We start from the raw sequence: 15,885 nt of genomic DNA, 5'->3' as shown, positions 1-15,885 counted from the left end.
AATAGACACTTGTGTTAAATTTTCTTAACTTCATATCCGCATGAATAAATTCTTTTAATGCACTATGAAATCCTATAATGCCCCCTATTCCGCAAACGATATGACTCCCAAAGGAAGAATAGGCCGCAAAACATCACGTTCCTTGAAGTCGAAGCCCACCCCAGCGGAAGGGCTCCCGGATATTTTTGCCCTGCCCATCGCTGTTTACCTCCAAAATACCAATGCTGGTGTGTTAGTGTCAGACGAGCGTCACCGCTTTGTCTGGGGGAATAATGTGTTCATGGAATATTTTAATACCGGCCCTTACAAAGGTAACATGATCGACAAGGCTTTCCGCCCCATGATCGATTATTGTGCCGCCCACTTGACAGATCCCGTTGCTTTTGAGCTGAAAATGAAGGAGTTAAAGCGAAGAAAGAAACCTTTCTTTGGCTGGGAACTTACCTTCAAAACAGGGCACATCCGTGAGATCAGTTACATTCCTGTATTCGACGATGGCCGTTTTGCCGGCAGCATCTGGCAAATAGTGGATGTTACCCGCCACCGCCAGTGGCAGGAGGAATTGATCCGGACGGATGAAAAGTACCGTGTGATCCTGGATAATCTCAATGCCGCCCTCTGTGAAACAGACCTGGATGGCGTGATCGTTAAAGTATACGAAAGCTTCTGCCGCCTTTCCGGCTACACAGAAGATGAACTGATAGGCCGCAACATCACGGATATATTTGTGCCGGAAGAAAACCGGGAATATGCCCGTAATCTCCGCCGGTACCGGGTAGAGAAAAAGGTAGCCCTGCTCTACGACATGGAAATTGTACTGAAGGACGGCTCCCGGAAATGGGTGCTGGCCAGTTCCGGCAATATCTATGACCGGGACGGGAATGCAGTAGGCGGAGTAGGCATCCACATGGATATCACTCCCCAGAAGGTGCTGCAAATGGAACTGGAGGCCGCCAAACAGGCTGCTGAGGAAGCCCAGCGTACCCAGAAGGAGTTCCTGGCCAATATGAGCCATGAGATCCGTACGCCCCTTAACGCTATTATCGGGATGGCTCACCTGCTGGATGAAACCACGCTGGACGATGAGCAGAAGGAATATATCAAGATCCTGAAACACTCTTCCGGCATCCTGCATGGCCTGATCACGGATATCCTGGATATTTCCAAGATCGAAGCCGGCAAACAGGAAATAAATGCCCGTGAGTTTGATCTGAAGGAGCTGATCACCAGCATGAAGAACACTTTCCAGCTGAAATTGGGGCAAAGACCGGTAAAAGTGACCGTAGATCTGGACAAAAGGATCGATACCCTCCTGATAGGAGATGATATGATCCTGAACCAGATTTTGATGAATTTACTGGGAAATGCAGAAAAATTCACAAAAGAAGGCGAAATTGCCATCAAAGTTACCCTGGATGATATACAGGGTAATGCGCTGTGGCTCAAGTTTATGATCTGTGATACGGGGATCGGTATTCAGAAGGACAAGCTGGAACTGATCTTTCACAACTATAAACAGGCAGAAAAGGATATCAGGGAACGCTACGGCGGTACGGGTCTTGGCCTGGCCATTGCCAAACAGCTGGTAGAGCTGCAGGGCGGCCAGATCAGTGTGGAGGAAGGCCCTGTTTACCGGACCTGTTTCAGTTTCAACCTGCCCTTCATCGATACGCGCAAGCGTTCTGTGCATGTGGCAGACGGAGACCTGGAAAACAAGTACTCCAAGATCGATTTTGGCAATGCAAGGGTGCTGGTAGTTGAAGATAACGCCATGAACCTGAAGTATATACTTAGCCTGCTGGAAAAATACAGGATCAATTACCAGCTGGCCACCAACGGCCCTGATGCCCTCTATTTCCTTGAATCAAGGCAATATGACCTGGTGCTGATGGACATCCGGATACCAGGAATGGACGGATTTGAACTGGCCAAAAAGATCCGGGAAGATGAAAGCAGGCCTAACGTAGCAACACCTGTAATAGCCACCACAGCAGCAGCCATGCCCAGCACCATTGCGCTGGCAAGAAACATAGGCATTACAGATATACTAACAAAACCTTACACGCCTGACCAGTTACTGCAGGTGCTGAATAAATATCTAAATGAGGATGAAACCGAAATCATTATGGAAGTGCAAAATTTAAGCGGTTACGAATTCCATGCAGGTCTGGATGTTCGATACCTTAACACCCTATACGAAAGTAACATCGGATATGCGATCGATCTGTTCGAGATCTTTGTGATGACGAACAAGGAAGAAGTAGGCAAATTACAGGCCCTGGCTGATAATAAAGACTGGGATGGACTCAAATTCCAGGTGCACAAGATCAAACCTAACTTTTCCATGGTGGGCCTTACCTGGATCACCAGTAAAATGGAGACACTGGAAAATTGTCTCAACAAAGCAGTTTCCCTGGAAACGATCCCTGTGATGTTACAGGAGATCACAGATGAACTGAAAGGGCTGTTCCCGATCATTGAGCAGGAGCTTCAGAAGATGTATGAATTTGTGAAAACGCAGGAAAGATAGGTCAGATCCCGTTCAGTACTTCCTTTACATCATTGTAGTAGTTTCCGCCGAAGAGGTTCAGGTGTACCATTAAAGGATACAACTGGCATAGACCGATCCTTTTCTGCCATCCCGGTGCAAGCGGGCGGATGGCCTGATAGGTATAATAGAAGCGGGTATCGAATCCGCCAAATAACCGCGTCATGGCCAGTTCCATTTCACGATGGCCAAAGTATACGGCCGGATCAAATATGCAGGCTTTTCCATCCGTACCTACCAGAAAATTACCACTCCATAGATCACCATGCAAAAGGGCAGGGGGCTCTTCGGGAAAGAGTTCAGGCAGTCGTTTGCAGATAGCTTCCAGTTGCGTGAGCATGGGTTTATCCATCCGGTGATTATCGTAGGCCATTTTGGCGAGCGGCATCAGGCGGTTGAATGCGTAGAAAACGGGCCAGCTTACGTAAGGTGTGTTGTATTGCTTCAGGGATCCGATATAATTAGAGCCGCTCAGGCCGAAATAACTTTGTGTGGTTTGATGCATGCGGGCAACTGCTGCAGCAAAGTGCTCCCAGAAATCCGGCGCAGCTGTTCCTTTTTCCAGGTATTGTGTAACAAGGAATGCACGATTGCCGGCTACACCATGGGCTACGGGTTTGGGTACCGCTATCACATTTGCCTGGCGGAGTTCTTCCAGGCCATCCTGCTCGCGGAGGAACATGTCCGGAAAACGTTTGGCATCGTTCAGTTTCAGGAACCAGTCTCCCTCGTTAGTTTGTAAACGATATGTTTCATTTATATCCCCTCCGTGTATCCTCTCTGCCTGATTTATCTGTATTTTCACAGATAATTGGTTGGACAAAGCGCTGGCTAATTCCCGTTTAATAATTTCATCTATCATGTTCCTGCGAGTTAAAATGGAAACGAACGACCTGGTTAAAAGACAAATAATATCAATCGCCGTAAGCATTGTAGCTATCCTTGTATTAAACTGGGTTTTTGCAGCAGAAGGGTGGCTGTCAGCGCTTTATTTTCACAGGTGGTACATTTTCATTAGTACACTTCTTAGAAAAATTCTTGGCATAGTGCCCTTTAGTATAGGCGATGTAATATACATCGTCTGGGTAATAGTTGGGATAATTTTTTTGTTAAGAACGCTGTGGAGCCTTATCCGTGGCCAATGGAAGGATTTATTATACCGGTCTCTAAAAGGATTGGGGTCCATACTATGGCTGTATTTTATTTTTCTTTTATTCTGGGGAGGACACTATCGCCGCAATGCCCTCGCAGCAGATCTTGGTTTTGATGTGAAGAAATATACAACGGCTGATCTTTACCTGCTCACAGATACCCTCGTGAAACTCACTAATCGTGATAAAGCAGCACTGGATGCCATTCATCCGGATACCAGCGCGTTGGCTACTTTTAAAACGGCCGCAGAAAGTTACCGGGAGGTATCAAAGATCTGGCCGGTGCTCACTTATGATAACCCTTCCGTTAAACCTTCCTTATACGGCAAATACCTCAACTACATTGGCGTGACGGGTTACCTGAATCCTTTTACGAATGAGGCACAGGTGAATACTACGGTACCGGCTTTCCTGCAGCCTTTTACTACCTGCCATGAAATTGCCCACCAGTTGGGATATGCGCCGGAAGAGGATGCTAATTTCATTGGTTACATTGCAGCCAGCAGGGTGGCAGATAGCCGTTTCCGTTATGCTGCCAATTTTGAGATGCTGTTGTACAGTGTGCGGCAGTTAGGGCGCAGGAATAGTTACCTGGCCAGGCTGATGTGGAACAGAACATCACCCGGTGTACGGGAGGATGTACGGAAAATGATCCTCTTTTATCGTGCGTATGAAGGGCCCATCGATGATTATTCCGCTGTACTATATGACCAGTACCTGAAGGCGAACCAACAGGCCAAAGGCATCAGGAGTTATAGTGAAGTAGTGGGATGGCTGATGGCTTACTACAGGATCTAGTTCATCATCAACACGTTCACACTCCTTTGTAAGATATTAAAAGCGATCTCTGCCATCAGGTTCTCCTTGTCCAGCGTAGGGTTCACTTCCGTGATCTCAAAACAGCAGATCTTGCGGTGCTGCATGAACTTGGAGATCAGATCTTCCGCTTCCCGTTCCCGCAGGCCATTGCTAACAGGGGTGCCGGTACCACGGGAAATAGATGCATCCAGGCTGTCCACATCAAAGGAAATGTAAATGTGCTCACAATCACTTAAGTAGCGGAACACAGAGCGGGCGATATTTTCTGCCCCTTTACGGCGTACCTCGCTGGTGGTGATCACCTTCATGCCATATTTCTTAATGAGGTATTCTTCTTCCTTTTCGTAATCCCGCAGGGAAATGAATACGATATCTTCCGGCAATACCTTAGGTGCTATCTTCCCGATATTCTTCAGCTGGTTCCACATTTTGGCGGTGTGTTCATCCAGCTCATGTACCTTATGTTCCTGGTTATCTTCTGCAATAGAGGCTGCCAGCGGCATGCCATGCATATTACCGGAAGGGGTCGTGTAAGGTGTATGGAGATCTGCATGTGCATCTATCCAGATCACGCCCAGTTTTGCTTTGGGCCTTGCCATCTTCAGTCCTGCAATAGTAGCGCCTGCAGTGCTATGATCTCCGGAAAGGATCACCGGGAACCAGTTTGCTTTGATCGCTTCGCTCACGCTTTTGCTGATCCTTTCATATAAAGTGTAAGTCCCTTTGATACGTTTGGCAAAGGGGGATTCTATCGGTTCAAACAGGAGTTTATTTTCGGTTTCAATTTCTTCAGTAGGGAAGTGCACGAAGAAACTACTCATAAAGTCCAGCGCAGCAATCTTGATAGCATCTACGCCCAGGCTGGCGCCACGGGTACCGGCGCCAATTTCGGATTTCACCTCAATGATCTTAATGTTTTTCATAACCTGATTTGGTGTAAGGCCGGTTCCCTGTTATTGTCCAAGGATACTCCGGCTGATCACGATCCGTTGTACTTCGGATGTGCCTTCATATATCTGTGTGATCTTTGCGTCCCGCATGAGGCGCTCTACATGGTATTCTTTTACATAACCGTAACCGCCATGTATCTGTACTGCTTCGGTAGCTACCCACATGGCAGTTTCTGAAGCAAATACCTTGGCCATGGAACCGCTGAGGGTGTAATCCATTTTACTGTCTTTTTCCCACGCGGCACGCAGGCACAATAAACGGGCGGCTTCAATACGGGTGGCCATATCTGCCAGTTTGAACTGGATAGCCTGGTGCTGGCTGATCTCTTTACCGAATGCTTTACGGGTCTTGGAGTATTTCAGGGCCAGTTCATAAGCGCCGCTGGCAATACCCAGAGCCTGGGAGGCAATACCGATACGGCCGCCGCCTAAGGTTTTCATGGCAAATTTGAACCCAAAGCCATCGTCTCCGATGCGGTTCTCTTTCGGCACTTTTACATCCTGGAACATCACACTGTGTGTATCACTGCCACGGATGCCCAGTTTATTTTCTTTGGCGCCGATACTTACACCGGGAGAATTCTTTTCTATGATAAGGGCATTGATGCCTTTGCTGCCCAGTTCAGGATGGGTTTGTACCATCACCAGGTATACGCTGGCAGAGTTGCCGTTTGTGATCCAGTTCTTGGTACCATTTACGAGGTAATGATCTCCTTTATCTTCTCCTATGGTCCTTTGGGAAGTAGCGTCAGAACCAGCTTCCGGCTCACTTAACAGGAAGGCGCCGATCATTTGCCCGCTGGCTAATGGTACAAGGTATTTTTGTTTTTGTTCTTCAGAGCCATATGTTTCCAACCCCCAGCATACGAGGGAATTGTTCACACTCATCACTACAGATGCGGAGGCATCTATTTTAGAGATCTCTTCCATGGCCAGTACATAGGATACAGTATCCAGACCTGCACCGCCATATTTAGGGTCAACCATCATTCCCAGGAAACCTAATTCTCCCAGTTTTTTAACCTGTTCTGCTGGAAATTTTTGTAACTCATCCCGTTCTATTACGCCTGGCAGCAATTCATTTACTGCAAAATCTCTGGCTGCTTTTTGAATCATCAGGTGCTCTTCCGTGAACTGAAAATGCATACGTAAGTTGTTTTAGTGGTGTTTACAAACCTATTTTAAAATGAGGATGTAAAAAAATTGCGTTGTAGAATTTTATGGAATCAAGCAATTCAGCGGTATTGTTGAATATTTTGCAGGAATGTTGCCTGTTAATTTAGGCTTTTCATAATGGGCTTTTGCTCAAAAGTGGCAAAAGTCGATTAAATTTGTAGGAATATGGCAGTGAATTTAGCAGCCTACCAGCAGGTAATTAGTGAACTGAAACCCTTTAATGCCCGCCTGGTAGCCGTATCAAAAATCAAACCTGTATCAGATATCCTGGCTTTATATGAAGCCGGTCAGCGGATCTTCGGAGAGAATTATGTGCAGGAGCTGGCAGACAAGGAAACCCAATTGCCGAAAGACATTCAATGGCACTTTATCGGCCATCTGCAAAGCAATAAGGTCAAATATATTGCGCCCTTCGTAAGTATGATCCACGGGGTGGACAGTTTCAAATTATTACAGGAGATCAATAAACAGGCGGCCAAAAGTAACCGGGTGATAGACTGCCTGTTACAGGTGTTCATTGCCAAAGAGGAAACGAAATTCGGGCTGGATGAAGCGGAACTGGATGAGCTGCTGGCACAGGCTGCAGGTTTGCAGAACGTGCGGATTGCCGGTTTAATGGGCATGGCGAGTAATACAGAGGACGAAGCGCCGATCAGCAGGGAGTTTAAAGGACTGGCTGACTTGCATGCCCGCCTGAAGGAAAAGTATTATCCGGATAATGATGATTTTAAAGAACTATCCACCGGTATGAGCGGAGATTATAAACTGGCCCTTGCAGAAGGCAGTACGCTGGTACGGATAGGCAGTTTGCTTTTTGGTGCAAGAAACTATGCTTAAATATGAAAAGATTATTGTTCATCACACTCGCAGCGCTTGCTGCGTGTGGTACACAACAGAAAGCCCAATTGGCCACAGGGCCATGGCAGGCACACCTGTTGCGGGAAGACGGCGGAGAGATTGTTTTTAATTTCGAGGTGCTGGATAGTGCAGGAAAGAAGACCCTTTACATCATCAATGCCGGTGATCGCATGCTGGTAGATGATGTACGGCAGGAGGGAGATTCTGTGCTGATCCGTATGCCTTTCTTTGATAATGAATTCCGCACGGTATTACAGGCAGATGGAAGTTTGCAGGGCTTGTGGATCCGCCATCTCGCAGATAAGGATGTGAGCATCGCTTTTAAAGCCAAACCGGGGATCTCAGCAAGGTTTGACGCTACGCATGCTCCTCAATTCAACATCAGCGGCCGCTGGCCCACTTATTTCACTGCTCCGGATGGAACGGACAGTAGTTTTGCTATTGGCGAGTTCTCTCAGAACGGTATTAATGTACAGGGTACTTTTCTTACTACTACTGGTGATTACCGTTACCTGCAAGGTGTTGTAGATGGGGATTCTCTCAAACTTTCCACTTTTGATGGTTCTCATGCTTACCAGTTCATCGCTGTTATAACAAATGACTCTACCATAGGCAACGGGGTATTTTACCAGGGCATTACCAATAAAGAAATATTTACTGCCCGTAAAGACAGCAGTGCGAAACTGCAGGATGCTACTACACTGGCCACTGTAAAAGAAGCTGGTGCTGAACTGGATTTTAGCTTCCCGGACCTGAACGGGGAGAAGGTGTCTATTAAAGATGAGCGTTTTAAAGATAAAGTAGTGATCGTGCAAATCGGCGGCTCCTGGTGCCCTAACTGCATGGATGAAACGGCTTACCTCAGTGAGTGGTATAAGCAAAATAAAGACCGTGGTGTAGAGATCATCATGCTTTGTTATGAACGCACCACTGATTTTGAGAAATCAAAGAAAGCAGCAGGTGGTTTTGCCAAACGTTTTGATATTACTTATCCTGTACTGCTCACCGGTGTTACACCTGCTGATCCTAAAAAGGCAGAGAAGACCCTGCCGCAGCTGACAGGGATCAAAGGTTTCCCTACTACCATCTATATTGATAAAAGTGGTAAGGTGAAAGAAGTGCATACCGGGTTTAACGGACCGGGTACAGGGGAACATTATGAAGAATATAAGAAAGCGTTTAATGCGCTGATAGATGGTATGCTGAAATAGCTTTAACGGCGTATAAAATAAAAAAGGAGAAATGTGGGTAACCGCGTTTCTCCTTTTTCATTTAGTGGATATGATGAAAACATTCATGCAAAAATTTCTTAATTACTGTAACTGATCACTCCCTGCGCTGAATGAACTCCAACTTTTTTTCATCAAAATCAATGATTTTTGACCAGTGCCATGGCGGGTTTGATTATGGGGTTCTCAATATGAAAATGTGGCTGTCAGGGTGTTTTTTGTGGGTTCGTTTCTTTCCCTCATATTTGATTTGGAGAGGCATTAGACTGTAAGTTTTTGAACTGTCACATACCAGTTCAATTAAAGTAAAATGATCAGAAAGAGAAAAAGACCATCCAGGTTTAAGGTTTTGCTGGATGGCCTTTCCAGGATCGTAAGTTTGATTACAAAACTGAAGAACCTTATTGATTCTTTTCACTAAGGTTCGGAGCCTGGAGTTCACACCTCCGGGCTTCTTTTTAAAATTACATCATTTTTGGGAACCATTTCACTTTCTGCGGATTACCCCGTATTTTTCTATTATGAAAAAGACCTCCACGTTATTCCTGTTCCTTTGCATCCTATCATCCGCTTTTGCACAGCAGCAGTTCAAACCAGCAGCTAATGCAGCCGCTGCAGGTTTCAGTGCAGAAAGGCTCGCCCGTATAGACAGTTTTTTCAATGCTGCCATCAAACAGGGGCTGGCGCCCAATGCCGTGACCTTCATAGCCAGGAATGGCCAGATCGTGCACAATAAGGCATATGGTTTCAGCAACCTGGAAAAACATACACCGGCACAGACTACGGACATCTTCCGGATCGCCTCCCAGACCAAATTGATCACTACCATTGCTGTACTGATGTTATATGAAGAAGGCCGCCTGTTCCTGGACGACCCTATTTACAAATACCTGCCTGAATTCAGGGATGTACAGGTATTGGTGAGTTATGATAAAGCAACCGGAAAAGTGGAAACCCGCAGGCCTAAAACCCGGCCTACCATCCGGCATTTACTTTCTCATTCCGCCGGGATCCCTTATGAACATCCGATGGACAGCCTGCTGAATGGCAAAACGATGATAGGGCTTAGCTCACTGGATGCTGTTACTACCACAGAACTGGTGAAGAAGGTGGCGCAACGCCCGCTGGTGCATGATCCCGGCGCACAATTCACCTATGGTTACAATACAGATGTTGCCGGAAGGATCGTAGAAGTGATCTCCGGGAAAAGCCTCAGTGACTTTTTCATGGAGCGCATCTTTAAACCATTGGGCATGCATGATACCTATTTCTACCTGCCGCCATCCAAAGCGAACCGCCTGGTAGAATTATATGCCAAATCAAGACTGGAAGACCCGTTGACACTTCATTCAGACATCTCTAACAGAACATTCCCGATTGCCGGTAAACAAACGCTGCACCTGGGTGGCGCAGGATTAGTAAGCACTGCAACAGATTACGCCAAGGTTTGCCAGCTGATACTGAATGGCGGTTCGTTCAATAATGTGCGATTGCTCTCCCGAAAAACAGTGGATCTGATGGCACGTAACCAGATAGGGGAAAGTAATGTGTGGGACAGGAATGATAAGTTTGGATTAGGATTTCAGATCATCACAGATAGCACAAGATATGGCGATCAGGCGTCACCGGGTTCGCTTACATGGGGCGGTGCTTATTGTTCAGAACATACCATCGATCCTACAGAGAAGCTGATCTTACTGGTGTTTACGAATGTATCTCCTTATGCGTACTACGGGGATTTTGTGCGGAAGTTCAGGGTACTGACCTATCAGGCGTTGCAGTAATTAATAACTGGTAAGCTTCATCCGTATCAATGTCAATGGCGCCGGGGGGAAAGGGAACTATGGCAGTATCTGCCTCATGTTTTTCAATGATGCCCCTTGCGCCCATGTCGCCGGTGAGTGATAACAGTTCCGGGAAAAGCGTTTGATCAAATAAAGCGGGCACTCCTTTTCTATCCTCATAAAAGCTGGCTACAATTTTAGCACCTGTTTCCTGCTGTTCCTTTATCAGCGCCAGGAGATGTGCTGTATCCACATGTGGTTGATCGCAGACCATGAGGATAATATGATCGATGGGTATTTCAAAATCCATCATATACTGTACGCCGCTCCGGATGCTGGATGCCATTCCTTCCTGGAATTGCGGGTTCCATACGGTGGCTATCTTTATTCCTTTTTGTAAGATCTCTGCTTCGGCGCCCAGCACTGCTACTATAGCAGTGGCTTTTACCTGGATGGCGGTTTTAATGGCATTGTTCAGGAGGGAATCTCCTTTGTATTGCAGCAATTGTTTGGGAATGCCTAACCGGCGGGAGGTTCCGGCTGCAAGGATAACGATGCCATATTTACTTAGTTCCTTCATAAGTGATGATCTCGGTTTTCCTGTCGTGCATTTTACCAGTGAAGCTGCGCAGGTAAACAGCGGTCCTTCCTGCAAATACAGCCTTTATTTCGGCAGTAATGGCCAGTGCGATCTCTTCTGCTGTTTCTGCCCCGATGTCCAGCCCTACGGGGCTGTAAATGCGGGATAATTGTTCCTCTGTTACCTTTATTCCTGTCTCTTCAAACTCGGTGAGCATCCTGCTGAGTTTCTTTCTCGGGCCCAGCATGCCGATATAATTAACGGGCAGATCTATCAATGCTTTTAACAGGGCTTTATCGTAGTTGTAATTATGGGTCATCAGCAAAACGGCTGTCTGCTCATCTATGACGAGGTTCTGCAAGGCTTTTTCCGGCGCTGCAATGATCAGTCTGCAATCCGGGAAACGCTGGGTGCTGGCGTAGTTGGGGCGGCCGTCTATTAAAGTGAGGTCCCAACCTAAAACTTCGCCTATCTGTACTAATGGGAATACATCATTACCTGCACCTGCTACTATTAATGCGAGGGGAGGGGCAATGTATTCGAAGAAGGCAGAGATGGACTGATCAGGATATTCAATGAAAAGGGATTCTTTTTTTTCTAATACACTAACTGCTTCATTTCCCCTTAGCAACAAGCGGGTGCCCTGTTGTTCATGCCATTTGTTCTGCAGCGAAAAATAAGTAACCAATACAGCTGCCTCCCTTTTTTGTACAATTTGTTGCAGGAGTACAATAGGATTTATTTCATCTTCGGGTACAATAGGTTCTATCAAAACCCGGATAATTCCGTTACAGCCCAATCCCACACCTATCACGGCATCTTCTTCATCAGAAGTATCGTACGTGGTGAGCAAAGGTTTTCCCTGCATCATCACCATCAGTGCTTTGCGTAATGCATCTCCTTCCAGGCATCCTCCGCTGATGGCGCCGGTGAGTTTACCATCTTCTGTGATCAGCATCCGCGCACCGGGTCCTCTGTAGGAGGAACCTTCCACATGCACTACTGTTGCCAGTGCTGCTTTTTGTTGGTTCGCACGAGCCAGCTCAAAGGCATGTATGATCTGTTTTATCTCTTTCATATAACCACTCTTAACACTGCTTCACTTAATAGCGCTACTGCAAAAATGATGTCCTTTTCTGTGGTGAACCGTCCTAAACTGATGCGGATGGAATTTCTTGCATCTTCCTCCGTTAATCCCATAGCCAGCAGCACATGCGAAGGTTGTTGCACGAGGCCACTGCAGGCACTTCCCCGGCTCAGGGCCAGGTGTTGGGATACCGTGAGCAATAATTGCTCACTATCCACACCTGGAAACAGGATATTACTTACATGTGGCAACCTGTTGCTGTTGCCATTGATGGATGAACCAGGAAGTTGTTCCAGTAGTTCACTTTCCATTTTATCCCTCAGCGTTTCCAATTCTTCTATGAACATTTCCCTGCTGCAGATCTCAGCGGCTTTCCCAAAACCTACAATGCCGGGGGTATTCAATGTACCGCTGCGATTACCTCTTTCGTGTGCACCGCCATGTAATTGCTGCAGGATGTTTTTATTATTGCGTATATATAATGCTCCCACACCCTTAGGGCCATATAACTTATGTGCAGAAAAAGGCATCAGGTCTATATGGGTTTCGCTCACATTTACCGGGATCTTGCCAACAGCCTGTGTTGCATCACACATAAAAGAGATGCCATACTTTTTTGCAATAGCACCTATTTCTTTAACAGGATGTATCACGCCGGTTTCATTGTTGGCATACATCAAAGCAATACAGATGGTCTCTTTGCCAATGGCCTGCTCCAGCTCTTCCAGGGAGATCATGCCCTGCGGATCTGTTTGGAGGTAAGTGACTGAACATCCTTTCTCTTCCAGGTAGGCACAGGTATCCAGCACAGCAGTATGTTCTGTTCTGGCAGTAATGATATGTTTGCCTTTGGAAGCATTCGCTTCCACAAGTCCTTTGAGTGCTAAGTTGATGGCTTCTGTTGCGCCGGATGTAAAAATGATCTGTTTAGGATTGGCCTGTATTAAATGGGCCACCTGCTCCCTGGCTAGTTCTGTAGCCTCTTTAGCCAGCCAGCCAAACCCATGATCCCTGCTGGCCGTGTTTCCGTAATGCTGTGTAAAATACGGCAACATGTCTTCCACCACCCGCGGATCGCAGGGGGTGGTGGCGCAATGATCAAGATATAATGGCTCTGCTATCATGCGAAGAGATCACTTTTAATAAAAGGCTGACTGGTTAGCCGCACGCCTGTGGCAGCATAAACGGCATTCGCCAATGCGGCTCCGGCTGGCGGTAAGGCTGGTTCACCAAGACCGGTAGGTGCAACATTGCTTTTGGAAAAATGTATTTCTATTTCAGGTATTTCGTTTAAGCGGATCATCCGGTAAGTAGAAAAATTGGTTTGATCCGGTTTGCCTTTTGTGAGGGTGATCTCAGCAAACATAGCATGGCCTATGCCATCAATGATACTTCCTTCCACCTGCGTTTCCGCACCACTCTGGTTCACCACTGTTCCGCAATCCACCACGCAATACACTTTTTTGAGTTTCACTTTCCCATCTGCCAGTTTCTCTACTTCCGCCACCTGTGCTACATAACTTTCAAAAGAGAAATGCGCTGCAAAACCAAGAAAGATATTGGCCCCTTTGGATTTTCCCCATCCACCTATTTCTGCTGCTTTTTTTATCACGGCTGCAAAACGGTCCGGTTCATAATTCACTTTGCCAACAGGGCTGCTTTTGGCCAGCTCTAAGAGTTCCAGGCGTAATGTTACAGGGTCTTTCCCCATATCATGCGCAATCTGGTCCATAAAGGATTGCTCAGAAAATGCAATGAAGTTATGGGTAGGGCCTCTCCATGGCGCTGTGGTTACAGGTGATTTATATACATGGGTATCTACCTGCAGATTGGGAACAGCTCCTGCAGGAAAGCTATCGGGACTGGCAGAACCACCCACACCTGCAGAATAATGATGCCAGGCTATCAGCTTGTTATCTTTATCAACGGCAGCTCTGTATTTATAACTGTACATCGGCCGGTAATAACCACCGCCCATATCATGTTCTCTGGACCAGATCACATTTACCGGAAGGTTACCGGCCAGTTTGGATACCATGGCTGCTTCTTCCACAAAATCAGTCATCAGTCTTCTTCCAAAACCACCACCCATACGCGTCATCATCACCGATACTTTATCCTGTGGGATATTCAGTATTTCTGCTACGCGTGATCTTGCACGTTCCGGTGTTTGTATGGGGCCATATAATTCAGCGCTGTCTGCTTTCACATGCGCAAAGAAGTTCATGGGCTCCATAGTATTGTGTGCCAGGAAGGGCGCATCAAAATTCACTTCCACTACTTTGGCTGCACCGGAGAAAGCAGCGGTTATATCACCGTCTTTTCTCCTGGGTTTATCTACCGGGCTTGTGGCCAGGAGGGCATGCAGGTTTTTGATGTAATCAGCAGTGCTTTCCAATGGGCCTTCTTCTTTCCATTGGGCTTTCACTTTTTTAGCACCCTGCATTACTTCCCAGGTGGTACGTCCCAGTACAGCTATTTTATTTTCAAAGCGAAGCACCTGTTTAACACCGGGTGCTTTCTTTGCTTCTGTATCGTCGAAAGAAGTGAGTGTCATGCCAAATGCGGGCGGCCTGATAATGGTAGCATACAACATGCCTTCCCGTTTGGTATCAATACCGTATTTATATTGACCCGTAACGATGGCATGATTGTCTACATTCTTTATGCGCTGCCCGATGAGTTTGAATGTTTCTTTTGGTTTTACTTTTACATCTTTGGGCACTTCCAGTTTGGATGCCTTTTCCACCAGTTCACCGTAGCTGATCTTTTTTCCACTATGCAGTACCATACCATTCTCTGTAGTACATTCTGCTGCAGGAACTGCCCAGGTTGCTGCTGCAGCACTGATGAGCATTTGCCTGGCTGTGGCGCCTACCTGCCGGAAAGAATCCCAGCTTGCACGTACAGATCCGCTTCCTCCGGCTATCTGTCTTTTATATTTAACTGTATCCAGACCGGCCTGTTGTATTTGCACGTTCTTCCAGTCCACATCCAGTTCTTCCGCAATCAGTATAGGGAGGGATGTTTTAACACCCTGGCCGATTTCCGGATTGGGGCTCATGATGGTAACTTTCCCTTTGGCATCGATCTTTATAAAAGCATTCAGGTCAAAGGACTGTTCCTGCTCCGGGGAAGATGCAGAAAGCGAGTTGAATCCAAGGATCAAACCTCCTCCTGTCAATGCAGTGATCCGGAGAAAATTCCTTCTGTTTAATTTATTTTCCAGTTCGGACATACATCAGTTTTTATAAAGCGTTAACCTGTTTGATGGCTTTTTTTATGCGGGTATAAGTGGCGCACCGGCAAATATTCGTCATCGCGTTATTGATATCTTCATCAGTTGGGTTAGGCGTGCTTTTTAAAAGCGCTGCCGCTGCCATGATCTGCCCGCTTTGGCAATAGCCGCATTGCGGCACATCTATTTCTTCCCATGCTTTTTGTACAGGATGATCACCGTTTTCAGACAGGCCTTCAATGGTCACTATCTTTTCCGTCCCCACACTACTTACAGGATATACGCAGGACCTCACGGCTGCATCTCCGATATGTACGGTACAGGCGCCGCATTGCGCAATGCCGCAACCAAACTTAGTTCCGGTAAGGCCGATCACATCACGTAATACCCATAGCAAAGGCATTTGCGGACTCACATCCACCTGGTGCTTTTTTCCGTTGACCGTTAAATTAAATGTTGCCATAA

The 15,885-nt window shown here is 46.7% G+C and carries 13 protein-coding genes; 5 read left to right on the top strand and 8 right to left on the bottom strand.

Annotated elements, in window-relative coordinates:
- The first annotated feature begins 64 nt into the window (after nucleotides 1-64).
- The gene (locus GFS24_RS11145) at nucleotides 65-2,530 is read left to right on the top strand and encodes a PAS domain S-box protein (protein WP_153659640.1); all 2,466 of its coding nucleotides are present in this window, start codon (nucleotides 65-67) and stop codon (nucleotides 2,528-2,530) included.
- Nucleotide 2,531: 1 nt separating this feature from the next.
- Here GFS24_RS11145 and GFS24_RS11140 read toward each other — a convergent pair whose 3' ends face one another.
- Entirely contained in the window at nucleotides 2,532-3,410 is an 879-nt protein-coding gene (locus GFS24_RS11140) for a fructosamine kinase family protein (protein WP_173003045.1), read from the bottom strand.
- Between GFS24_RS11140 and GFS24_RS11135 the strand changes: the two genes are divergently transcribed.
- Nucleotides 3,409-4,497 (top strand): DUF3810 domain-containing protein, encoded by a 1,089-nt coding sequence (locus GFS24_RS11135; protein WP_153659638.1) that lies wholly within the window; start codon nucleotides 3,409-3,411, stop codon nucleotides 4,495-4,497. The genes GFS24_RS11140 and GFS24_RS11135 overlap by 2 nt on opposite strands.
- Here GFS24_RS11135 and GFS24_RS11130 read toward each other — a convergent pair.
- Both GFS24_RS11130 and GFS24_RS11125 read right to left on the bottom strand, forming a co-directional pair.
- Nucleotides 4,494-5,441 (bottom strand): arginase, encoded by a 948-nt coding sequence (locus tag GFS24_RS11130; protein ID WP_153659637.1) that lies wholly within the window; start codon nucleotides 5,439-5,441, stop codon nucleotides 4,494-4,496. The genes GFS24_RS11135 and GFS24_RS11130 overlap by 4 nt on opposite strands.
- A gap of 30 nt (nucleotides 5,442-5,471) precedes the next feature.
- Nucleotides 5,472-6,614: an acyl-CoA dehydrogenase gene (locus GFS24_RS11125; RefSeq protein WP_153659636.1), complete on the bottom strand. Its 1,143-nt coding sequence runs from the start codon at nucleotides 6,612-6,614 to the stop codon at nucleotides 5,472-5,474.
- A gap of 195 nt (nucleotides 6,615-6,809) precedes the next feature.
- Between GFS24_RS11125 and GFS24_RS11120 the strand changes: the two genes are divergently transcribed.
- The 3 genes from GFS24_RS11120 (at nucleotide 6,810) to GFS24_RS11110 (ending at nucleotide 10,515) form a co-directional block, all read left to right on the top strand.
- Nucleotides 6,810-7,481, top strand: a complete 672-nt coding sequence (locus GFS24_RS11120) for a YggS family pyridoxal phosphate-dependent enzyme (protein WP_153659635.1) — start codon at nucleotides 6,810-6,812, stop codon at nucleotides 7,479-7,481.
- A 2-nt stretch (nucleotides 7,482-7,483) separates the two neighbouring features.
- The gene (locus GFS24_RS11115; RefSeq protein ID WP_153659634.1) at nucleotides 7,484-8,713 is read left to right on the top strand and encodes a TlpA disulfide reductase family protein; all 1,230 of its coding nucleotides are present in this window, start codon (nucleotides 7,484-7,486) and stop codon (nucleotides 8,711-8,713) included.
- Nucleotides 8,714-9,252: 539 nt separating this feature from the next.
- Complete coding sequence (locus GFS24_RS11110) at nucleotides 9,253-10,515, top strand: serine hydrolase (RefSeq protein ID WP_153659633.1); 1,263 nt, start codon at nucleotides 9,253-9,255, stop codon at nucleotides 10,513-10,515.
- Here GFS24_RS11110 and GFS24_RS11105 read toward each other — a convergent pair.
- The 5 genes from GFS24_RS11105 to GFS24_RS11085 are packed head-to-tail and all read right to left on the bottom strand — an operon-like array spanning nucleotide 10,484 to nucleotide 15,883.
- Nucleotides 10,484-11,095 (bottom strand): NTP transferase domain-containing protein, encoded by a 612-nt coding sequence (locus GFS24_RS11105; protein ID WP_153659632.1) that lies wholly within the window; start codon nucleotides 11,093-11,095, stop codon nucleotides 10,484-10,486. The genes GFS24_RS11110 and GFS24_RS11105 overlap by 32 nt on opposite strands.
- Complete coding sequence (locus tag GFS24_RS11100) at nucleotides 11,079-12,173, bottom strand: XdhC family protein (RefSeq protein ID WP_153659631.1); 1,095 nt, start codon at nucleotides 12,171-12,173, stop codon at nucleotides 11,079-11,081. The genes GFS24_RS11105 and GFS24_RS11100 overlap by 17 nt, the downstream gene beginning before the upstream one ends.
- Complete coding sequence (locus GFS24_RS11095) at nucleotides 12,170-13,306, bottom strand: cysteine desulfurase family protein (RefSeq protein ID WP_153659630.1); 1,137 nt, start codon at nucleotides 13,304-13,306, stop codon at nucleotides 12,170-12,172. Before GFS24_RS11095 ends, GFS24_RS11100 begins: the two co-directional genes overlap by 4 nt.
- Nucleotides 13,303-15,420 (bottom strand): xanthine dehydrogenase family protein molybdopterin-binding subunit, encoded by a 2,118-nt coding sequence (locus GFS24_RS11090; RefSeq protein WP_153659629.1) that lies wholly within the window; start codon nucleotides 15,418-15,420, stop codon nucleotides 13,303-13,305. The genes GFS24_RS11095 and GFS24_RS11090 overlap by 4 nt, the downstream gene beginning before the upstream one ends.
- A gap of 10 nt (nucleotides 15,421-15,430) precedes the next feature.
- The gene (locus tag GFS24_RS11085) at nucleotides 15,431-15,883 is read right to left on the bottom strand and encodes a (2Fe-2S)-binding protein (RefSeq protein ID WP_153659628.1); all 453 of its coding nucleotides are present in this window, start codon (nucleotides 15,881-15,883) and stop codon (nucleotides 15,431-15,433) included.
- Between the last annotated feature and the right edge of the window lie 2 nt (nucleotides 15,884-15,885).

This window comes from Chitinophaga sp. SYP-B3965 (assembly GCF_009647655.1).
Taxonomy (GTDB): domain Bacteria; phylum Bacteroidota; class Bacteroidia; order Chitinophagales; family Chitinophagaceae; genus Chitinophaga.
This window is presented reverse-complemented; position numbering and strand designations above follow the sequence as displayed.